The following is a 21386-nucleotide window of genomic DNA, read 5'->3' as shown; positions in this document are numbered from 1 at the left end:
CGCGGTCAGTCTGCCCGCCGGGTCAGCCGGTCGGCTGCTCCTCCGTGTCGTCCGGAGCCGGCGCGCCGGGCTGGACCGGCTGCCCGCCGGGAACCGACGGCTGGTTGGGCACGGGCTGGTTCCCACCGGGCTGACCGGCACCCGGCTGGCCGGTGCCCGGCTGACCGGTGCCCGGGACCGGGACCGGCTGCTCCGGTACCGGCTGGACCTGCGTCTGCTGGTCCGGCGCGTCCTGCTCGGTGTCCTCGTCGGTCTCCGGCTGGGGGGCGGGGGCCGACGGCGGGCTGGTGGACGGGGACTGGGTCTGCGTCCGCGGCGCCGGGGCGGGCGCGGGCACGCCCTCACCGGTGTCGCCCCGGATGACCGGCCGGTTGGGCAGGTCCTCCTCCGGCGTCCCCTCGAGGACCGTGTCCATGAACTGCTGCCAGATGGCGCCGGGCAGCCCGGAGCCGTAGATGATCGCCCCGCCGGCGGTCTCGATCGGGTCGTTGGGCGAGTCGTTGCCCATCCACACCGCGGTCGAGAGGGACGGGGTGTAGCCGACCATCCAGGCGTCGGAGTTGTCCTGGGCGTTGAGGCCCTGGGTACCGGTCTTGCTGGCCACCTCGCGACCACCGGCCAGCGATCGGCGCGAGTAGTCGGCCACGTCGGTCAGCGCGTAGGTCACGTCGTTGGCGACGTCGGCCGGGAACACCTGGTCGCCGGCGTCGCCGGCGAACTCCAGCAGCACCGCACCCTCGCTGTCGGTCACCCGGCTCACGAAGAACGGCTCGTGCTCCACGCCCCCGCTGGCGAAGGTGGCGAAGCCGTGCGCCTGGTCGATCGGGCGCATCTCGTACTGACCGATGCCGATCGAGGCGCCGGTGCCACCGGTCTCCGGGTCGGCCAGGGTGGCCTTGCCGTCGAGGATGCTGCCGGTCGGGGCCCACGTCTCCGGCAGGCCGGCGGCCTCGAGGATGTTCTGCCGCACCGCCTCCGCGCCCACCTCGTAGGCCAGCCCGTAGTAGGTCGTGTTCAGCGACCGGGTCATGGCCTCCATCAGGGTGCAGGACCCGCAGGAGGCGCCACCGGAGTTGCGCACCGGCAGGTTGGGACGGTCCGGGAACTCCTGCGGCGAGCTGCCGTCGCGGCGGGCGGTGACGCTGATGCCCTCCTCGAGGGCGGTGGCGAGCACGTAGGGCTTGACCGACGACCCGGGCTGGCGCTGGGCCTGCGCGTAGTCGATCGCGCCGTCACCCGCGCCGGTGGGTCCGCCGTAGTAGGCCCGCACCGCACCGGTGCGCGGGTCGATGGCCACCAGCGCCTCCCGCAGGCCCTCGGGCTCGCCCTCCATGACGTCGGCGACCGCGGCCAGCGCGGCGTCCTGTGCGGGCTTGTCCACCGTCGTGGTGATCCGCAGCCCACCGGCACGGATCTGCTGCTCGTCGTAGCCCTTGGCCTCGAGCTCGGCCAGCGCGCGCTGGACGACCAGGCCCTCCGACCCGGCCGGGATGCCGAGGGTCGAGCCGGCCTTGGGCAGCACCGGCGGGTACACCGAGGCGGCGCGGTCGGCGTCGGCCAGCCAGCCCTCGTCGGCCATGGCGTCGAGCACGAGGTTCCAGCGGTCCTGGGCGCCCTGGGGGTCGTTCTCGGGGTCGTACCGCGACGGGCTCCGGACCAGGACGGCGAGGACGGCGCCCTGCTGGGCCGTCAGCTCGGCCGCGGGGACGCCGAAGTAGGTGTTCGCCGCGGCCTCGATGCCGTACGCGCCGCGGCCGAAGTAGATGGTGTTCAGGTAGTTCTCGAGGATGTCGTCCTTCTCGTACTGGTTGTCCAGCTTGACGGCGAGGAAGAGCTCCTGGAACTTGCGGCTGAACGTCTGGTCCTGGGTGAGGAAGGCGTTCTTGACGTACTGCTGGGTGATCGTCGACCCGCCCTGCGTGGAGCCCCCGGTGAGGTTGTTCCACGCCGCGCGGACGATGCCGGTGAAGGAGATGCCCGGGTCGGAGTAGAAGTTCCGGTTCTCCGCGGCGAGGATCGCCTGCCGGGCCGGCTCGGAGATCTCGGCCAGGCTGACGTTGGTGCGGTTCTCGTCGCCCAGACGCGCCATCTCGGTGGTGCCGTCGGCGTAGTAGACGACCGTCGTCTGGGAGTTCTGCACCGAGCCGGGATCGGGGACCTCCGTGGTCGCGTAGACCACGCCCACGAAGACGCCGAGCAGGACGAGGAGGCCGGCGAAGGCCCCGATGAGGACCTTGAGCCGGCGGCGGCGCCGCTGCTTGCGGGTGCGGGGCGCCTTGCCCGCCGGACGGCCGCGGGTGGCGACCGCGCCGCCCCGGGACGCCGTGGTGCGGCCGCCCCGACCGGGCGCCGGCCGCCGGGCGCCGGCGGTGCCGCCGCGTCCGGGCGCAGGCCGCCGGGCCGGGCCGCCGCGCGGCCCGACCGGTGTGGTCTCGTCGTGGGGAGGCACGGACGGGCCCCTCTCTGACTCGTTCGATGGGCACGGGACGATGGCGTCCCGCCGCCCAGGGTGGCGTCTCCAGCAGTGCTAGCCGGGGATGACGCGCGGCAGCGCGCCTCGGGGCGGACCCCTGTGACGGAAGGGTCCGGCGGGGCGATGTGTTCCCGCGGTCGACTACTCCGTGCCAGCGCGCCGGCGGGTCCGGCGCGGCTGGCGCCCCGGTTCCGGCTCGATCCCCAGGACGTACGAGCAGTCCAGGTGGTTCCAGCCGCAGCCGCGACAGACCTGGACGGCGTACACGGTGAACTCCTCCTGCATGGTGTCCATCCGGGCCAGCTCGACCTGCGTCTTCGCCTGGCCGGCGGTCGGACCGAGGTGCTCGCCGTAGACGTAGTTCACCAGCGTGAGGCGGTCCTTGCGGCACACCGGGCAGACGACGTCGGTCGCCTCGCCGTGGTACTTGGCCGCGCGGGAGAGGTAGGGACTGGCGTCACACACCTCGAAGAGCCCGGTGCGTCCCGCGTACACGTCGGCGAGGACGGATCGCCGCTGCAGCGAGTAGTCCACGACGGATCGTCGTCCGGGCACCCGTCCAATGTACGCATCGCGGGGACGGCCGGAGGGGTCTGCGCCCGTACCCCGCCCCCGCCCGGTGTCGCCCGGGTCGTCCGTCCGATGTATCGTGTCGATACATCGAACAGCAGGGCGACGGGAGGCGACGTGCTCGAGTTCGCCATCCTCGGCCTGCTGCACCAGTCCCCGATGCACGGCTACGAGCTGCGCAAACAACTCGCGCAGGTCCTCGGTGGGCTGCGGAGCATCTCCTACGGCTCGCTCTACCCGGCCCTCAAGAGGCTGCACGCGGCGGGGTACGTCTCCACCGACGATCCCGACAAGCACGCACTGCTGCCGGCCGACGCGCCACCCCTCACCGGCCGGCGGGGCAAGGTCGTCTACACGATCACCGCCGAGGGCAAGGAACGCTTCCACGAGCTGGTCGGCCAGGCCGGTCCCGAGGCGTACGACGACGGCGGGCTCTTCGGGGTCCGCCTGGCGTTCTTCCGGCACACCGCGGCCGACGTGCGGCTGCGGATCCTGGAGGGCCGCCGTCGCACCGTCGAGCGGCAGCGGGAGGGCCTGCGGTCCTCGCTCAGCCGGACCCGCGAACGCCTCGACCGCTACACCCTCGAGCTCCAGCGGCACGGCCTGGACTCCGTCGACCGCGAGGTGCGCTGGCTCTCGGAGCTCATCGACAGCGAGCGGCAGGCGTCCTCCGACGAGCCGCCCCGCACCCCATGAACCGAGGCGTCGCCCGACCGGGCGTCGTCTGCACCATGCAGGACCGCACGCGGTCCGGGAGACAACGACCGTTCGCGGTCCGACCAGAAGGAGACCACATGGGCACCGTCAAGGTCGCCATCGTCGGTGTGGGCAACTGCGCCGCCTCGCTCGTCCAGGGCGTGCACTACTACCGGGACGCCGACGAGACGCAGTCGGTCCCCGGCCTCATGCACGTCCGCTTCGGCGACTACCACGTGTCCGACGTGGAGTTCGTGGCGGCGTTCGACGTCGACGCCAAGAAGGTCGGCCGGGACCTCTCCGAGGCCATCGTCGCCAGCGAGAACAACACCATCACCATCTGCGACGTCCCCCCGCTCGGCGTCACCGTCCAGCGCGGGACCACCCTCGACGGGCTGGGCAAGTACTACCGCGAGATCGTCGAGGAGTCCGACGACCAGCCGGTCGACGTGGTGGCGGCGCTCCGGGAGTCCGGCGCCGACGTCCTCGTCTGCTACCTGCCCGTGGGCTCGCAGCAGGCCGCGGAGTTCTACGCCCAGGCCGCGCTCGACGCCGGGGTCGCCTTCGTCAACGCCCTGCCGGTCTTCATCGCCGGCACGAAGGAGTGGGCGGACAAGTTCACCGCCGCCGGGGTGCCGATCGTCGGCGACGACATCAAGAGCCAGGTCGGCGCCACGATCACCCACCGCGTCCTCGCCAAGCTGTTCGAGGACCGCGGCGTGCAGCTCGACCGCACGATGCAGCTCAACGTGGGCGGCAACATGGACTTCAAGAACATGCTCGAGCGCGAGCGGCTGGAGTCCAAGAAGATCTCCAAGACCCAGTCGGTCACCAGCCAGGTCGACCGCGACATGGGCAAGGACAACGTGCACATCGGCCCGTCGGACCACGTGCCGTGGCTGTCGGACCGCAAGTGGGCCTACGTCCGCCTGGAGGGGCGCGCGTTCGGTGACGTGCCCCTGAGCCTGGAGTACAAGCTCGAGGTCTGGGACTCGCCCAACTCGGCCGGCATCATCATCGACGCCGTCCGCGCCGCCAAGATCGCCAAGGACCGCGGCATCGGCGGCCCGATCCTGTCGGCGTCGTCCTACTTCATGAAGAGCCCGCCCGTGCAGTACGACGACAGCGAGGCGCGCGACGCCGTCGAGGCGTTCATCCGCGGCGACATCGAGCGCTGAGCGAGGACCCGATGGGGCCCGCACTCCCGTCCGGGGTGCGGGCCCTGTCGCGTCGTCGGGGGTGCGGCGCCCGAGGCTGCATACGCTGCACGGCATGTCCCGCCGCCGTCCGCTGCTCGCCACCCTGGGGCTTGCCGTCGCGCTGCTCACGGGGTGCTCCGGGGACGCCGGTGACCGGGAGACCGGCGACGCGGTGACCCAGGAGGAGGCCGGCGTCCTCGCGCAGCTGCTGGCGCGCAACGGGGAGGAGGGCGGCGCGGACTTCGTCGTCACCGCCCCCTACGGCGAGGGCACCGTGCTGACGCTGACCGGCGAGGTCGACTTCACCGGCGCGGTGGGCCGGGCCCAGGCGGTGACCGCCTACGGCGACGAGCGGCCCGACGACACGCGCACGCTGTTCTTCACCGCCGACCAGCTGTGGTTCGGCGACGTCCCCGGTCTGGCCCAGGCGCTGGCCGGGGCGGGCCTGCCCGAGGCGGCCTACGTGCGCCGGCCGGTGGCGACGGGGGAGGAGTCGCCGCTGACCGACGTCCTCGTCCGGCTGGTGCTCAACCTGTCCGCCGCCGAGGCCGACGACGCCGGGGCCTTCCAGGACGCGGCCTACACCTGGGAGGGCGACCGCTCGGTCGACGGCCAGCTGACGGCGGTCTACGCCTCACCGTCGGGCTGGACGGTCGCGGTGGACCGGTCGAGCGACCTGCTGGCGCAGTTCGTCACCCGGCTGCCCGGCCAGGAGGAGGACGTGACGGTCACCCTCTCCGACCACGGTCCCCGGGTGATCGAGGTGCCGGAGGACGAGCAGACCGCGGACGGCGCGGCGCACCCGGAGATCGCGGCCACCGTCGGGCTGTGAGGCAGGAGCCCGTCCGCACCGCCCTGGACGGACCCGGACATGGGGGAAGGGGGCGGCCTCTTCCCCAGACCGCCCCCTCCCGGATCCACTTCCTACCAGATGTCGCGCCGCGGCGCCGCACCTGCGGGCGTGTCCGGGTACCGGGTCAGTTCGCCGAGGGGTCGGCCGGCGCCGTGGACAGCACGGCCAGCCGCCCCGTCTGCCGGCCCATGACCCGCCGCCACAGCTCGGGCCCGGCCGCGTCGCAGAGGACGTCGTCTGGGCGGCCGGGCACGCAGGCCCAGGCACCCTCCGCGATCTCGCCGGACAGCTGACCCGGCGACCAGCCGGCGTACCCGGCGAACACCCGCAGCCCGCGGACGTGGCCGGGGAGCTCCACCGGGTCGGCGTCCAGGTCGACCAGGTGGACGTCGCCCGCGACCCGCCGCAGCCCGCTGTCGGGTGCCGGCGCCGGGGCGGGGCACACGGCCAGGCACAGCGCCGTGTCCGTCTCGCAGGGGCCCCCCACGTGGAACACCCCGGGGTCGACCGCCAGGTCGCACCAGCCGGGCAGCACGTCGCGGATCTCCACCTGGCTCGGCCGGCCGAGGACCACGCCCAGCGTGCCGCTGTCGTTGTGGTCCAGCACGAACACGACGGTCCCGGCGAAGGTCGGGTCGGTCAGCGCCGGCATGGCCACCAGCAGCGCGCCGGGGCGCACGTCGTCGAGGCCGCCGATCGAGAGCGCGGGGACCGCGCCCGCACCACGTCGGCCCGTCGCCGGCCGCGCGGGCGGACCGGGGTCGGGGTCGGACGAGGGCGGGAGAGTCATCGCACCCAGTGTGCCCCACCGGGCGGCCCCGGGCAGGGCCGCGCCGCCCGGGTGCGAGGACCGCCTGCGGCCGGTCGTCCACCCTGCGGGAGGACTCGACCACCGTAGGGTGATGGGGTGCGCCGAGCGGAGACCTCCGTGCGGCACCTGCTGCCCCGGTGGGACTTCCGCCGGCTGCTCGCCACCCGCCTCGCCGCCCAGTTCGGGGACGGCGTCCTGCAGGCGGCGCTGGCCGGGACGGTGCTGTTCAACCCGCAGCGCGCCGCCGACCCACTCGACGTCGCGCTCGGCTTCGCCGTCCTCCTGCTGCCCTACTCCGTCGTCGGCCCGTTCGCCGGTGTCTGGCTGGACCGGTGGAGCCGCCGGCAGGTGCTGGTGCGCGCCGGCCTGGTCCGGGCGGCCCTCGTCGCCGGGCTCGCGGCGCTGGTGTGGGCGGGCGTGGCGGGTGCCGGCTTCTACGTGGTCGGCCTCGCGGTGTTCTCGGTCAACCGGTTCGTGCTCTCCGCGCTCTCGGCGGCGCTGCCGCACACGGCCGACGAGCCCTCCCTGGTGTCGGCCAACGCCCTGTCGACGACGTGCGGCGCGGTCGCGACCGTCGGCGGCGGCGCGGTCGCCGTCGGCCTGCTGCAGCTCGGCGACGCGGGCGACGGCGCGTACGCCCTGCTGACCCTGGCGGCGGCGGTCCCCTACCTGGTGGCGGCCGGCGTGGTGTCGCGGTTCTCCCGTGAGCACCTGGGGCCCGACCACCCGGCCGGCAGCCCGGCACTCTCGCTGCGCGAGGTGGCCGCCGGGATGGTCGCGGGCGCGCAGCACGCGTGGGAACGCCCACCCGCAGCCGCCGCGCTGGCGGTCATCACCGCGCACCGGCTGTGCTTCGGGCTGGTCACGCTGATGTCGATGCTGCTGTTCCGCAACACGTTCACGACCGGTGGACTGGTCCCCGGTGGGCTGGCGGGGCTGGGTCTCGTGGTCGCGGCCGGCGCGGGTGGGTCGCTGCTCGCCGCCGCGGTGACCCCCGCGGTGGTCCGGCGCCTGGGCAAGGCCCGCTGGGTCAGCGTGCTGCTGGCCGGCGCCGGACCCGCGCTGGTCGCGCTGTCGCTGCCGTTCCTCCCGGTCACGGCCGTCCTCGTCGGCCTGGTGCTCGGCTTCGTCGGTCAGGCGGTGAAGATCTGCGTGGACACGACGCTGCAGGAGTCCATGGAGGACGACTTCCGCGGCCGGGTGTTCTCCGTCTACGACACCCTGGTCAACGTCAGCTACGTGACGGCGCTGCTGGCCGCGGCCCTCCTGCTGCCGCCGTCGGGGATCTCGGTCGCGCTGGTGGTCACGGTGGGGGCCGTCTACGCGGTGAGTGCGGTCGCCTCCCTGCGCATCGCCCGCTGAGCTCAACCCGAGCGCGTGGCCCACCAGGCGCGGAGCTCCGCCTCGGCCACGTCGGGGTCCAGCGGGCCGCGTTCCAGGCGCAGGTCCTTGAGGAACCGCCACGCCTCGCCGACCTCGCGGCCCGGCCCGATCCCGAGGATCCCCATGATCGCGTTGCCGTCGAGGTCCGGTCGCACCCGCGCGAGGTCCTCGGCCGCCGACAGCTCGGCGATCCGCTGCTCCAGCGAGTCGTAGGTCGCCGACAGCGCCGCTGCCCGCCGCTTGTTGCGGGTGGTGGAGTCCGAGCGCACCAGCTTGTGCAGACGGGACAGCAGGTCCCCGGCGTCGGTCACGTACCGGCGGACGGCGGAGTCGGTCCACTCGCCGCGGCCGTAGCCGTGGAAGCGCAGGTGCAGGAAGGTCAGCCGGGCGACCGCCTCGGTGACCTCCTTGGAGAAGCGCAGCGCCTGCAGCCGCTTGCGCACCAGCTTGGCGCCGACCACCTCGTGGTGGTGGAACGACACCCGGCCCCGCGGCTCGTGCCGGCGGGTGGCCGGCTTGCCGATGTCGTGCAGCAGCGCCGCGAGCCGCAGCACGAGGTCGGGGGAGTCGGCATCCGGGTCGGCCCTCTCCAGCGCGATCGCCTGGTCCAGCACGGTCAGCGAGTGCGTGTAGACGTCCTTGTGCTGGTGGTGCTCGTCGATCTCCATCCGCAGCGCGGGCAGCTCGGGCAGGACGACGTCGGCCAGTCCGGTGGACACGAACAACTCGAGCGCGGCCCGGGGCGAGTCCTGGAGGAGCGTCTTGGCCAGCTCCACCTGCACCCGCTCCGGGGTGATCCGGGACAGGTCCCCGGCCAGTGCCGTCATGGCCGCCACGACGTCGTCGTCCGGGGTCAGGCCCAGCTGGGCGACGAACCGGACGGCGCGCAGCATCCGCAGGGGGTCGTCGGCGAAGGACTCCGCCGCCGTGGCCGGCGTGCGCAACCGCTTCGCCAGCAGGTCACCGAGCCCGCCGTAGGGGTCGGTGACCGCCCGGTCGGGCCCGAGCGAGACCGCCATCGCGTTGACCGTGAAGTCGCGGCGGGCCAGGTCGTCGACCAGCGAGGTGCCCCAGGCCACCTGCGGGTTGCGGGACTCGCGGTCGTAGCGGTCGGCCCGGAAGGTGGTGATCTCCAGCCGGACGCCGCGGACCTCGGCACCCACGGTGCCGAAGGCGATCCCGGTGTTCCACGTGGAACTGGCCCAGCCGCGCAGCAGCTCGAGCACCTGCTCGGGACGGGCGTCGGTGGTGACGTCGAGGTCGCCGTCCGTCGTGCCGGCCGGCCGCCCACCCGCCGCACCGGCGGCGAGCAGCGCGTCGCGGACCGATCCGCCCACCAGGTGCGCCTCGTGACCAGCGGCGGTGAACCGCTCCCCCAGCTCGGTCAGGACGGGCGAGACGTCCACGAGGTGCCGCACCGCCTCCTGCACGGCGGGGGGCACGGGTTCCGCGGGAGGACGACGCGGGGGCTGTGCGGACACGACCAGCCAGAGTAGTGCCGTGGCGCGCGCTACCCTCCTGGCATGGCTGGGACGGGCGGGCGCGGACGCCCCGGCCGCCGGTTGCGCCGGGTCGACGAGACCTCCGCCGGGGGCCTGGTGGTGGCCGACGACCCCATCACGGGGCCGCGGGCGGCGCTGATCGGACGGACCGACCGGCGCGGCCGGCTGTTGTGGTCCCTGCCCAAGGGCCACATCGAGGAGGGCGAGACCCCGGCCGACACCGCCGTCCGCGAGGTCGCCGAGGAGACCGGGATCATCGGCGAGGTGGTCGCCCCGCTCGGGATCATCGACTTCTGGTTCGTCGCCGACGGCCGTCGCGTGCACAAGACCGTGCACCACTTCCTGCTCCGCGCCATCGGCGGCGCCCTCTCCGACGCCGACGTCGAGGTGACCGAGGTGGCCTGGGTGCCCCTCGACGAGCTGAGCGACCGGCTGGCCTACGCCGACGAGCGTGCGCTGGTCGAGCGGGCCCCCGCACTCCTCGCCGACAGCGCGTGACCGGGCCGGCCAGGGCGGGCAGGGCGGACAGCACCGGGGATCCCGGACCGACGGGCGCCGGCGGGGAGCTGTCGTGAGGCGATCGGCTGCCGGGCGTACCGGCGGCCGGTCCGTGCGGCACGGTCGTCCCCGCTCCCGCCGCGCCGCACCGACCGGTGCGGTCCTGGCCGGGCTGCTCGCCGCCCCCCTCGTCGCGCTGGCCCCGGCCGCGGCCGCCGCACCTGGGGAGCCTGCTCCGGTTGCGGAGGACGACGCCGGCGACGCGACCCGGCCGGTGCAGGTCGACGTCACCCGGTTCGAGCCGCGGGTGCTCAGCCCCGGCGCCGTGGTCACCGTCGCCGGCACGCTCACCAACACCGGGACCGAGACGCTGGCCGGGCTCGACGTCCGCCTGCAGCGCGGCGACCTGCTCGACAGCCGCGCCGAGCTGCTGGCCACCGACGCCGACCCCGACCCGACGACGGCGGTCACGACCCCGTTCCAGGAGGTCCCGGGGGAGCTCGGGCCCGGCGACTCGACGTCGTTCGTCCTCACCACGGACACCGGCACGCTCCAGGTGGACCAGGAGGGCGTCTACCCGGTGCTGCTCAACCTCAACGCCGACGGGCCGGACGGCGAGCGCCGACGGGTCGGGGAGCTGTCCACCTTCCTGGTGCAGCCGCCCGCCCAGCCGGCCGCGCCGACCAGCGTCGCGTGGCTGTGGCCCGTCGTGGAACGCACCCACCGCGACGCCGCGGGCCGTTTCGTCGACGACGAGCTGGCCGCGGCCGTGTCCCCCGAGGGTCGGCTGGACCGCGCCCTGGCCGTCGTCGAGCGGCTGCCGCAGACCGCTCCCCCCGAGGGCGGTGAACCCCGGCCCTCGGTCCCCGTGACGCTGGCGGTCGACCCCGCCCTGGTCGAGGAGCTCGCGCTCATGGCCGAGGGCCCCTACGACGTCGCCGGCCGCGAGGGGGCGGGGGAGGGCACCGACGAGGCCGCCGCGTTCCTGGACCGGCTGCGAGCCGTGGCCGCGGACCACCCGGTGGTCGCCCTGCCCTACGGGGACGTCGACACCGATGCCCTGACCGCCGCCGGGCTGGCCGAGGTGGTCACCCGGAGCCTGCCCGCCGGCAGCCCGCCCGACGACGGGTCCGACGAGGACGCCTCGGCCGTCCTCGGCGCCGACGTCCTCAGCGACGCCCTCGGGGTGACCGCGCGCACCGACCTGGCCTGGTCGGTCGGCGGCGCCGTGCGTCCCGACAGCCTCGCCACGCTGCGCGCCGGCGGGATCGACCGGGTGGTGCTCACCCCCGACGGGCTCACCGACGGCACGACCGCCCTGGGCCTCGACGGCGGGAGCGCGGCCGCACGGACGACGGTGCCCACGCCCGACGGTCCGGTCGACGCGCTGGTCGCCGACAGCGGGCTGAGCGGGCTGGTCGGGGCGTCGTCCGGCGCACCCGGCGGCACCGGGGCCGGGCAGCGCTACCTGGCCGAGCTGGCGCTGCTGGCCATGGACGGCGGCGTCGACCCGGCGGCCGGGCAGACCGTGCTGATCGCCCCGCCCCGCGAGGTGGACGCCGACCCCGCCGGCGTGAGCGAGATGATCGCCGCCTCGGCGCAGGTCCCCTGGCTGCGGCCGGCGACGGTGGTCCAGCTCGCCGAGGGCCCCTCGGTCGACACGGGGGAGCTCGCCGCACCGGCGGATCCCGGCGGGCTGGCGGCCGAGGGCCTGGCCGACGTCTCCGCGGCGGTCGCCGTGCGCGACGACCTCGCCAGCGCAGTCGTCGACGACCCGGCGGCGACGCTGGCCCGCTACGACGCGGCGGTGTCCCGGTCGGCCTCGGCCGCGTGGCGGGACGACCCGGAGGCGTTCCGGTCCGCGGCCGCGGACCTGCGGGCGACGCTCGAGCAGGTCCGCGGCCAGGTCGGCCTGCTCGCCCCCGCCGACGGCACCTACAGCCTCGCCTCGACCGACGCCCCGCTGGTGCTCACCGTCCAGAACGACCTGCCCTTCGCCGTGCGCGTCCAGCTGCGCGTGCAGACCCGCGGCAACGCCCTCACCGTGGCCGACGTCGGTGAGCAGGTGCTCGCCCCCGACCAGCGGACGACGGTGGAGGTGCCCACCGAGGTGCGGCAGTCGGGCCGGTTCGGCGTGGTCGCGACGCTCACCACCCCCGCCGGTGGCGTGCTCGGCGAGCAGGTCGAGCTGCAGGTGCGCAGCACCGCCTACGGCACGATCTCGCTGCTCATCACCATCGGCGCCGCGGCACTGCTCGGCCTGCTGTTCCTGCGCCGCCTGGTGCGGTTCGTGCTGCGCCGTCGCGCCGGGACGCCGGCGGCCGAGGCGGACACACCGGTGCCGCTGCCCCCGACGCGGAGCCCCGTGTGACCGGGCGCGGCGACGGGCCGGTGGACGAGCAGCAGCGCCGGGTGCCCCTGCCGCCGGTCCCACCCGGGCGGCCGGCGGCGTCCCCGGAGGACCAGCCGGCGCCGTCCACCGCGTCCCCCGCGCCGCCCGCCGTCCCCGGCCCGGCGACGCCGGCCCTGCCGCTGCCCCCGCCGCCCTACCCCAAGGCGACGGCCGGTCCACGGCCGATGCCCCCGGTACCGCCGCCCGCACCGCGCGTCCGGCGGCTGCCGGCACCGCCTCCGCCGCCCCGCCCCAGGACGACGTCCCGGTGGGTGCCGGGGCCCGACGACACCCAGCTGATCCCGGTGCTGCCCCCGGTGCCCCGCCCGGTGGACGAGACCGACGAGGAGGTCGAGGCCCGCGAGGGCGCCCCCGGCGCCAGCCGGGGGATCCTGCGCGCCGCCGGCACGATGGCCGTGGCGACCCTCGTGTCCCGGGTGACCGGGCTGCTCCGCACGATCGTGCTGGCGGCGGCGCTGGGCGTGACGCTGGTCAACGACGCCTACAACACCGCCAACACGCTGCCCAACATCGTCTACGAGCTGCTGCTGGGCGGCGTCCTGACGTCGGTGATCGTGCCCCTGCTGGTGCACGCCCAGGAACGGGACGCCGACGGTGGCGTCCGCTACGCGCAGCGGCTGGCCACGGTGGCCGTCGTCGGCCTGGTGGTGGTCACCGCCGTCGCGGTCGCCGTGGCGCCGCTGCTCACCGCCCTCTACGGCATCCAGGGCGACCCCGAGCAGGTGCGGCTGGCCAACTGGCTGGCCCGCATCCTGCTCGTGGAGATCGTCTTCTACGGCGTCGGCGCGCTGGCCACCGCGATCCTCAACGCCCGCGGGGTGTTCGGGCCCCCCGCGTGGGCGCCGGTGCTCAACAACCTCGTGGTCATCGCCACCGGCGCGCTGTTCATCGCCGCCAGTGGGCCCGGCGAGCTGACGCCCGCCACCATCAGCAGCGGCCAGATCTGGCTGCTGGGAGGCGGGACGACGCTCGGCATCGCGCTGCAGGCGCTGGTGCTCCTGCCGCTGCTGCGGCGGGCCGGCGTCCCGCTGCGTCCCCGCTGGAACCTGCGGCAGACCGGCCTACGGGAGATCGGCCGGCTCGGGCTGTGGGTGATCGGCTACGTCGCGGTCAGCCAGGTGGGCGTGGTCGTCGCCACCCGCATCGCCAACGCGGCGACCCGCGAGGGCGGCCTCGGGTCCAGCGCCCTGGCCATCGCCAGCCTGCTGTTCCAGATGCCCTACGGGATCATCGGGGTCGCACTGCTCACCGCGCTGCTGCCCCGGATGAGCCGGGCCGCGGCCCGCCAGGACGTGCCCGGCGTGGCCCAGGACCTGGCGCTGGGCACCCGGCTGTCCGCCCTCGGTCTGCTGCCGGTCACCGCCGCGCTGACGGTGCTGGGGCCGGCCCTCGCCACCGTCGCCTTCGCCCGCGGCAACACCAGCGTCGCCGAGGCCCAGGCCATCGGGACGGCCCTGGCCGTCGGCGCCTTCGGCCTGCTGCCGATGGCGGTGACCCTCCTGCAGCTGCGGGTCTTCTACGCGATGAAGGACGCCCGCACCCCGACGCTGGTCCAGCTGGGCATGGTCGCCGTCCGCGTGCCGCTGCTGCTGCTGGTGCCGGTCGTGGTCGGCCCCGACGCCGTCGTCGCCGGCCTGATGCTGGTCACCAGCGTCACCTACCTGGCCGGCTGGGTCCTCGGGTACCTCGCGCTCCGTCGCCGCCTGGGAACTCTCGGCAGCGGGACGGCGACGCTCGGCCCGGTGCTGCGGATCGTGGCCGCCTCGGTCGTGGCCGGGCTGCTCGGGTGGGTCGCCGTGCGGGTGACCGAGGACGCGCTGGGCTCGTCGGTCGCGGGCTCGCTCGGCACCCTGCTGATCGGTACCGTGGTCATCGGCGTCGCGGCTCTCGCAGGCATCGTGCTCGCCCGGGTTCCGGAGGTCCGGGAGCCCCTGGCCGCGGTCAGGGCCCGGCTGGGGCGCGGGTGAGCAGCGGGGCGACGCCCACGCCGGGGCGATCCAGCCGCCGGCCGGGAGCGAGCAGGGGGTCGGCCGCGTCGATGACGTCCACGACGACCGGCCTGCCCGACCGCTACCGGCCCCTCGACGAGGTGGGCCCCGCCGCCACCACCGCGACCGGGGTCATCCGGTGCTGGCGGGCCAAGGACCGCATCCTCAACCGCGACGTCGAGATCCGGGTGCACTCCCCCGGCGGACCGGCGGCCCGGGAGTGGATCACCCGAGCGCTGACCGCCGGCGGGCTGGCCACCCCCGCCCTCGCGATGGTCTACGACGCCGCCGAGGGCAGCGGCGACTCCTCCGTCCCCGGCGGCGCCGCGTACGTGGTCAACGAGTGGATCGAGGGCCAGACGCTGGCCGAGCGGCTGGCCACCGGCCCCATGCCCGACCGCGAGGCCCGCACGGTGCTGCGGCGGCTGGCCGAGGGCGTGGCGGAGGCGCACCGGGTCGGCCTGGCCGTGGGCGGGCTGACCCCCGAGGCCGTCGTGCTGCGGCCCAACGGCCTGGTGGGCCTGCGGGCGGTGCCGGCCGCGACGGGCACCATCCAGGACGACATCGCCGCCCTCGCCGAACTCCTGGAGTACTGCCTGACCGGCCGGCGCGCCGGGGTGCCGGCCGGCCCGGGCCGGGCGCCGGTCATGGCGCCCGACCTGGCGGCGCTGGTGCGGCGGGCCCGCTCCACCGAGCCCGGTGCCGGGCTGTCCAGCGTGGCCGCGATGGCCGCGCTGCTGGCCGAGCGTCCCCGCGGGACCCACCCCTCCGAGCCGCTGCGCGGCGCGGACGAGACCGACAGCGGGTGGCTGCGCCGGCTCCGTGAGCGCCGGGACGACGAGGACACCGACGATCCCGCGCCGACGCGGGCCACCTCCGGCGCCGACGTCCCGCAGCGACTGGACCCGCGCGGCCGCCCCCCGGTGCCGGCCCCCCGCGGCGACGCCGCCGACGACGACCTCCTGCCCCTGTCCGGGGGCTTCGGCCTGGAGGACGACGGCACGGAGGAGCCCGACGACCGGCCCGCCGCCTCGGCCGAGCCGGTCCCCGAGGCCCGCCGCCGGCTGCTCGTGGTGGGCCTGCCGCTGCTCGCCCTCGCCGTGGTCATCGGGCTGGCGTGGTGGGTGGGCAGCAACCTGCTCTCGGTCGCCGACAGCGTCGGTGGCGACGGGACGGCGTCCCCCCCGCCCTCGAGCAGCGCGCCGGCCGACGAGGGCGAGGAGGCGCCGGAGGCCGGCGCCCCCGTGACGGTCGCCGGCTCCTCGGTCTTCAACCCCTTCGGCGACGGTGACCCCGAGAACGAGCAGGACGTCGCCCTCTCCCACGACGGCGACCCCGCCACCTCCTGGTCCACCGTCACCTACCGCGGCTCGGCGGCCTTCGGCAACCTCAAGCCGGGCGTCGGCGTCCTGTACGACCTGGGCAGCGCCCAGGCCCTCTCCGGGGCGACGGTGACGACGACGACCCCCGGCGTGGTCGTGGAGGTCCGCACCGGCGACACCCCCGACGGTGACCTGGACGGCTACCCCGTGGCGGCCACCGGCCCGGTGGACGGCACCGCGGACCTGACCTTCGACGAGCCGGTCACGGCGCAGTACGTGCTGGTGTGGATCACCCAGCTCACCGAGGCCGAGGGCGGGTTCTCCGGGGACCTGGCCGAGGTCGAGCCCCTGTCCGCGGGCTGAGTGCGGCCGCCGGAGATGGCGCGTGGAGCTTCCGTGAGCTGGAATGTGGCCCTGCTGACCGGGGAATGTGGCTCCTACGATCCCAGTTGTGTCCCGCGTGAGCGAACCCCACCCCACCCCCGGCCCCGCCGTGACGGCTGAGCACGCCGATCCCGCGATCCCCCCGGCGGAGCACGACGGTGTCCGTGACCTGATCATCATCGGTTCCGGTCCGGCGGGCTACACCGCCGCCGTCTACGCCGCCCGCGCGAACCTGCACCCGCTGGTGTTCGAGGGGTCGCAGTTCGGCGGCGCGCTGATGACGACCACCGAGGTGGAGAACTTCCCCGGGTTCGCCGAGGGCATCCAGGGCCCGCAGTTGATGATGGACATGCGCCAGCAGGCCGAGCGCTTCGGCGCGGAGCTGGTCGCCCGTGACGTCAGCGAGGTCGACCTCACCGCCGAGCCGAAGATCGTCAAGGTCGGCGACGAGGTGCACCGGGCGCACGCGGTCATCGTGGCCACCGGCTCCAAGTACCGGTACCTGGGCCTGGACAACGAGGCCCGGCTCCTGGGGCGCGGCGTGTCCGCCTGCGCCACCTGTGACGGCTTCTTCTTCCGCGACCAGGACATCATCGTGGTCGGCGGCGGCGACTCCGCGATGGAGGAGGCCACCTTCCTCACCCGCTTCGCCAAGTCGGTGACCGTCGTCCACCGGCGGGCCGAGCTGCGGGCGTCGAAGATCATGCAGCAGCGCGCCCAGGAGAACGAGAAGATCCGCTGGGCGCTGGGCAAGCAGGTCACCGACGTGCTGGGCGAGAACACCGTCTCGGCCGTCGAGCTGACCGACGTCGACAGCGGCGTCACCGAGACGATGCCGGTCACCGGCCTGTTCGTCGCCATCGGCCACGACCCGCGCAGCGAGATCTTCGCCGGCCAGCTCAAGCTCGACGACGAGGGCTACATCCAGGTCGAGCACCCGACGACCAAGACGAACATCGACGGCGTGTTCGCCTGCGGCGACGTCGTCGACCACATCTACCGGCAGGCCATCACCTCGGCCGGAACCGGCGCAGCCGCAGCCATCGACGCGGAGCGCTGGCTGGCCGAGGCGTTCCACGAGCGCTGACCGCGGACCGAAGGGCATAGACCGGGGGGCCGCGGGGTTGTCCCCGCAGGGTCCACACCGAGCCCCGCTGATCACGAGGAGAACGACCATGGCAGGCAGCACCAAGACCGTCACCGACGCCAGCTTCGCCGACGACGTGCTGGGCAGCGACAAGCCCGTGCTCGTCGACTTCTGGGCCGAGTGGTGCGGTCCGTGCAAGATGGTCGCCCCGGTGCTCGAGGAGATCGCCGCTGAGCACGGCGACAAGCTCACGATCGCCAAGCTGAACATCGACGAGAACCCGCAGATCGCCCGCGACTACCAGGTCATGTCGATCCCGACCATGACGGTGTTCCAGGGTGGCAAGCCGGTGAAGAGCATCATCGGCGCCAAGCCCAAGGGCGCGATCCTGTCGGACCTCGCCGACTACCTGTAAGAGGACCACCTGCCCCCTGAGGGGTGGCCACCGGTGACCGTCTGCGGCCCATCTGTCCTCGTCGGACGGGTGGGCCGCTGCCGTCCGTCGGCCCCCGGTGGGCCGGGACGGCAGCGGGGGACGACAATCGAGCCACGATGGGAACCGACAGCCGCATGCGCCCCCTGGGCCCGGGGGACCGTGGCCCCGCCGTGGCCGACGTGCACGCCGCCCTCCGGAGCCTCGGCCTGTTGCCGGCCGGCACGGCCGGAGCCGAGGACGAACCGCTCGAGCAGGCCGTGTACGACCCGGCCACCGAGCTCGCCGTCCGGCACTTCCAGCAGGTCCGGGGGCTGTCCGTCGACGGCGCGGTGGGCGAGGAGACCTACCGTGCCCTGTCGGAGGCGCGCTGGTCGCTGGGTGACCGACTGCTGCACCACGACCCCGAGCGGCCGATCCGGGGGGACGACGTCACCAACCTGCAGGACCGGCTGCACGAGCTCGGCTACGACGCCGGACCGGTCGACGGTGTCTTCGGCCCCGAGACCGAGGTGGGCCTGCGCGCGTTCCAGCGCGACTACGGGCTGACCTCCGACGGCACCTGCGGGCCGGCCACCCTGCGCGCGCTGCGCCAGCTCGGCCGCAAGGTGACCGGGGGGCGCCCGCAGCTGCTCCGCCAGAGCGCCAGCTTCCTGGAGAGCGGCCCCCACCTGATCGGCCGGCGGATCGTCGTCGACCCGGGCCACGGCGGCGGGGACCCCGGGTTCACCGCCGGCGAGACCACCGAGGCCGATCTCGTGCTGGACCTGGCGTCCCGGATCGAGGGCCGGCTCGCCGCGGCCGGCGCCACCGTCTACCTGACCCGCGGCCGGCGACAGAACCCGACGGCGGCCGAGCGGACGGCGTTCGCCAACGACGCCCGCGCCGACCTGTTCCTGTCCCTGCACATGGACGCGCACGGCTCGGAGCACGCCCGGGGGGTGTCCAGCTACTACTACGGGACCGGCTCGGGGGCTTCGTCGACGGTCGGCGAGCAGTTCGCCAGCCTGGTGCGGCGCGAGGTCGTCGTGCGCACGGGCCTCCTGGACCTCGGCTCGCACCCCAAGACCTGGGACCTGCTGCGGATGAGCCGGATGCCGGCGGTCCGGCTGGACTGCGGCTACCTGTCGCACCCCGTCGACCGGCTGCTCCTGCTCGACGCCCGGCTGCGCAGCACCGTGGCCAGCGCCGTCCTCGCCGCCGTCCAGCGGCTCTTCCTGCCCGCCGAGGCCGATCCACCGACGGGCACCTTCGTCCTCCCCGGGAGGGTCTGACCCAGCCGGACGCCGCGACGCGTGGGACGGGCGGGACCGGACCGGTCCGTCCGCCGCCGTGTCCCGACCGACCGCCGCCGGCCCGTCCCTACACTCGACGGGTGGCCTCTCTCCCGCCCGGCACGCCTCCGGGCCCCGGTGCTCCCCACCCGGCTCCGCGCCATCCGCGCCTGGACCCCCTGGCCGACCGGTACGCAGCACGCACGCACGGGATGAAGACCTCCGAGATCCGGGCGCTGTTCTCCGTCGTCAGCCGGCCGGAGGTCGTCTCCCTCGCCGGCGGCATGCCCGCGGTCACCGCCCTGCCGCTGGACGCGGTGGGCTCCATGATCGGCGAGCTGGTGTCCGGCATGGGTGCCCAGACGCTGCAGTACGGCTCCGGGCAGGGCGACCCGCGGTTGCGCGAGCGGATCTGCGACGTCATGGCCCTGGAGGGCATCACCGACGCCTCCCCGAGCGAGGTCGTCGTCACGGTGGGCTCGCAGCAGGGGCTCGACCTCGTCACCCGCGTGTTCGTCGACCCCGGGGACGTCATCCTCGCCGAGGGCCCGTCCTACGTCGGCGCGCTCGGCGTCTTCCAGTCCGCCCAGGCCCGCGTCCGGCACGTCGCCATGGACGACGACGGGCTGATCCCGGAGGCGCTGGAGCAGGTGCTGCTGGAGTGCCGTGCCGCCGGCGACCGGGTGAAGTTCCTCTACACGGTGCCCAACTACCACAACCCGGCCGGCGTCACGCTGTCCGAGGCGCGGCGGGTGGCCGTCATGGACATCGCCGACCGGTACGACCTGCTGGTCATCGAGGACAACCCCTACGGCCTGCTCGGTTTCGACCGGGAGCCGATGCGGGCGCTGCGGGCCCGCGACAGCCGGCGGGTGATCTACCTCGGCTCGTTCTCCAAGACGTTCTCCCCGGGCCTGCGGGTGGGTTGGGTGCTCGCACCGCTCGCCGTCCGGGAGAAGCTGGTGCTGGCCACCGAGGCCCAGGTGCTCTGCCCGCCCTCGCTCACCCAGTACGCCGTCGCCCGGTACCTCGACACCCAGCCGTGGCGCGAGCAGATCAAGCACTTCGTCGAGCTCTACCGCGAGCGCCGCGACGCCACGCTCGAGTCCCTCGACCAGCTGATGCCCGCGGGCACCACCTGGACCAGGCCGGACGGCGGCTTCTACGTGTGGCTGAAGCTGCCGCACGGCCTCGACGCCAAGCGCATGCAGCCGCGGGCTGTCAACGCGCACGTCGCCTACGTGCCGGGCATCGGCTTCTACGCCGACGGGGGCGGCCGGGAGTACATGCGGCTGTCCTACTGCTACCCGGAGCCCGACCAGATCCGCGAGGGCGTGCGCCGGCTGGCCCGCGTCATCGAGGCCGAGCTGGACCTGCACTCCACCTTCGACGCGGTCGACACCGGCACCTTCCGGGCCGTCCCGGGCCGCACCCCCAGCCACGAGGCCGAGAACATCGTCGGTCCGGCCAACAGCGACACCTACGAGGACGGACGGTCATGACGGAGTCGGCAGCCGCACCCGCCATGGAGGCCGCCGCGACCGGGCAGCCGCTGCGCGCCGTCGTCCTCGCCGGAGGGCTCGCCTTCGAGCGCGAGGTGAGCCTGTCGTCGGGCACGCAGGTGTGGGAGGAGCTCACCCGGGCCGGGGTCGACGCCGAGCTGCGCGACGCCGACGCCGAACTGCTGCCCGGCCTGGCCGCGGCACCCGCCGACGCCGTGTTCATCGCGCTGCACGGCGCCACGGGGGAGGACGGCGCACTTCGGGCGGTCCTCGACCTCGCCGGGGTGCCCTACGTCGGTTCCCCGGCCGCGGCCTGCCGGCTGGCGTGGGACAAGCCCGCCGCCAAGTCCGTCGTCCGCTCGGCGGGCCTGACGACGCCGGACTGGGTGGCGCTGCCGCACAGCACCTTCCGGGAGCTGGGGGCGGGGGCGGTGCTCGACCTCATCGTCGCCCGGCTCGGCCTGCCGCTCATGGTCAAGCCGGCCTCCGGGGGATCGGCCCTCGGTGCCCAGAAGGTCACCCGCGTCGAGGACCTGCCCGCCGCGATGGTCAGCTGCTTCGCCTACGGGGACACCGTGCTGGTCGAGCGGTTCGTCGACGGCGTGGAGCTCGCGCTGTCGGTGGTCGACCTGGGGGAGGGGCCCGAGGCGCTGCCCGCGGTCGAGATCACCCCGGCATCCGGGGTCTTCGACTACACCGCCCGGTACACGCCCGGCCTCACCGAGTACCACTCGCCGGCACGGGTGGCCGGCGACGTCGCCGTCCGGGCGGCCGAGCTGGCTGTGCAGGTGCACCGGGTGCTCGGCCTGGCCGACCTGTCCCGCACCGACGCGATCGTCAGCCCGGACGGCGAGGTGCACTTCCTCGAGGTGAACGTCTCGCCCGGCCTGACCGAGACGTCGATGTTCCCGATGGCGGTCGAGGCAGCCGGCCACGAGCTGGGCGACGTGCTCTCCCGGTTGCTCAGCCGCCGGGCGACCTCCACCCGCTGAGCCCGG

17 protein-coding genes are annotated in these 21386 nt (G+C 74.7%); 13 read left to right on the top strand and 4 right to left on the bottom strand.

Annotation, left to right across the window (positions count from 1 at the left end):
- Positions 1 to 22: 22 nt before the first annotated feature.
- Both GCU56_RS20300 and GCU56_RS24860 read right to left on the bottom strand, forming a co-directional pair.
- Positions 23 to 2449, bottom strand: coding sequence for a transglycosylase domain-containing protein (locus tag GCU56_RS20300; RefSeq protein ID WP_345771971.1), 2427 nt, complete (start codon positions 2447 to 2449; stop codon positions 23 to 25).
- Between the two features lie 165 nt (positions 2450 to 2614).
- Entirely contained in the window at positions 2615 to 3028 is a 414-nt protein-coding gene (locus tag GCU56_RS24860) for a DUF5318 family protein (RefSeq protein WP_345771970.1), read from the bottom strand.
- Between the two features lie 132 nt (positions 3029 to 3160).
- On the opposite strand from GCU56_RS24860, the gene GCU56_RS20290 reads away from it, so the two are divergent.
- The 3 genes from GCU56_RS20290 (at position 3161) to GCU56_RS20280 (ending at position 5770) form a co-directional block, all read left to right on the top strand.
- Positions 3161 to 3739, top strand: coding sequence for a helix-turn-helix transcriptional regulator (locus GCU56_RS20290; protein WP_163483687.1), 579 nt, complete (start codon positions 3161 to 3163; stop codon positions 3737 to 3739).
- Positions 3740 to 3837: 98 nt separating this feature from the next.
- The gene (locus GCU56_RS20285) at positions 3838 to 4917 is read left to right on the top strand and encodes an inositol-3-phosphate synthase (RefSeq protein WP_163483685.1); all 1080 of its coding nucleotides are present in this window, start codon (positions 3838 to 3840) and stop codon (positions 4915 to 4917) included.
- 94 nt (positions 4918 to 5011) lie between these two features.
- Complete coding sequence (locus GCU56_RS20280; RefSeq protein WP_163483683.1) at positions 5012 to 5770, top strand: hypothetical protein; 759 nt, start codon at positions 5012 to 5014, stop codon at positions 5768 to 5770.
- A gap of 145 nt (positions 5771 to 5915) precedes the next feature.
- Here GCU56_RS20280 and GCU56_RS20275 read toward each other — a convergent pair whose 3' ends face one another.
- Positions 5916 to 6581, bottom strand: a complete 666-nt coding sequence (locus GCU56_RS20275) for a YqgE/AlgH family protein (RefSeq protein WP_163483681.1) — start codon at positions 6579 to 6581, stop codon at positions 5916 to 5918.
- Between the two features lie 117 nt (positions 6582 to 6698).
- On the opposite strand from GCU56_RS20275, the gene GCU56_RS20270 reads away from it, so the two are divergent.
- A complete protein-coding gene (locus GCU56_RS20270) occupies positions 6699 to 7964 on the top strand; it encodes an MFS transporter (RefSeq protein ID WP_163483679.1) in 1266 nt (421 codons plus the stop codon).
- Between the two features lie 2 nt (positions 7965 to 7966).
- Here GCU56_RS20270 and GCU56_RS20265 read toward each other — a convergent pair whose 3' ends face one another.
- A complete protein-coding gene (locus GCU56_RS20265; RefSeq protein WP_163483677.1) occupies positions 7967 to 9427 on the bottom strand; it encodes a CCA tRNA nucleotidyltransferase in 1461 nt (486 codons plus the stop codon).
- A gap of 81 nt (positions 9428 to 9508) precedes the next feature.
- On the opposite strand from GCU56_RS20265, the gene GCU56_RS20260 reads away from it, so the two are divergent.
- The 9 genes from GCU56_RS20260 (at position 9509) to GCU56_RS20220 (ending at position 21380) form a co-directional block, all read left to right on the top strand.
- Positions 9509 to 9985: an NUDIX hydrolase gene (locus GCU56_RS20260; RefSeq protein WP_163483676.1), complete on the top strand. Its 477-nt coding sequence runs from the start codon at positions 9509 to 9511 to the stop codon at positions 9983 to 9985.
- A gap of 73 nt (positions 9986 to 10058) precedes the next feature.
- Entirely contained in the window at positions 10059 to 12356 is a 2298-nt protein-coding gene (locus GCU56_RS20255; protein ID WP_163483673.1) for a DUF6049 family protein, read from the top strand.
- A complete protein-coding gene (gene murJ, locus GCU56_RS20250) occupies positions 12353 to 14365 on the top strand; it encodes a murein biosynthesis integral membrane protein MurJ (protein WP_345771968.1) in 2013 nt (670 codons plus the stop codon). The genes GCU56_RS20255 and murJ overlap by 4 nt, the downstream gene beginning before the upstream one ends.
- A gap of 71 nt (positions 14366 to 14436) precedes the next feature.
- The gene (locus tag GCU56_RS20245) at positions 14437 to 16071 is read left to right on the top strand and encodes a protein kinase family protein (protein ID WP_163483671.1); all 1635 of its coding nucleotides are present in this window, start codon (positions 14437 to 14439) and stop codon (positions 16069 to 16071) included.
- A 97-nt stretch (positions 16072 to 16168) separates the two neighbouring features.
- Positions 16169 to 17179, top strand: coding sequence for a thioredoxin-disulfide reductase (gene trxB / locus GCU56_RS20240; protein ID WP_440588752.1), 1011 nt, complete (start codon positions 16169 to 16171; stop codon positions 17177 to 17179).
- A gap of 88 nt (positions 17180 to 17267) precedes the next feature.
- On the top strand, positions 17268 to 17594 hold the full coding sequence (gene trxA, locus GCU56_RS20235) for a thioredoxin (protein WP_163483669.1): 327 nt from the start codon (positions 17268 to 17270) through the stop codon (positions 17592 to 17594).
- Between the two features lie 137 nt (positions 17595 to 17731).
- Complete coding sequence (locus GCU56_RS20230; RefSeq protein WP_239522635.1) at positions 17732 to 18886, top strand: N-acetylmuramoyl-L-alanine amidase; 1155 nt, start codon at positions 17732 to 17734, stop codon at positions 18884 to 18886.
- Between the two features lie 101 nt (positions 18887 to 18987).
- Positions 18988 to 20388 carry an aminotransferase-like domain-containing protein gene (locus tag GCU56_RS20225; RefSeq protein WP_345771967.1) on the top strand — a complete coding sequence of 467 codons (1401 nt, stop codon included), beginning with the start codon at positions 18988 to 18990 and terminating at the stop codon, positions 20386 to 20388.
- On the top strand, positions 20385 to 21380 hold the full coding sequence (locus tag GCU56_RS20220) for a D-alanine--D-alanine ligase family protein (RefSeq protein ID WP_163483667.1): 996 nt from the start codon (positions 20385 to 20387) through the stop codon (positions 21378 to 21380). Before GCU56_RS20225 ends, GCU56_RS20220 begins: the two co-directional genes overlap by 4 nt.
- Positions 21381 to 21386: the final 6 nt, after the last annotated feature.

The sequence above is a fragment of the Geodermatophilus sabuli genome (genome assembly GCF_010686765.1).
Lineage (GTDB): Bacteria > Actinomycetota > Actinomycetes > Mycobacteriales > Geodermatophilaceae > Geodermatophilus > Geodermatophilus sabuli_A.
This window is presented reverse-complemented; position numbering and strand designations above follow the sequence as displayed.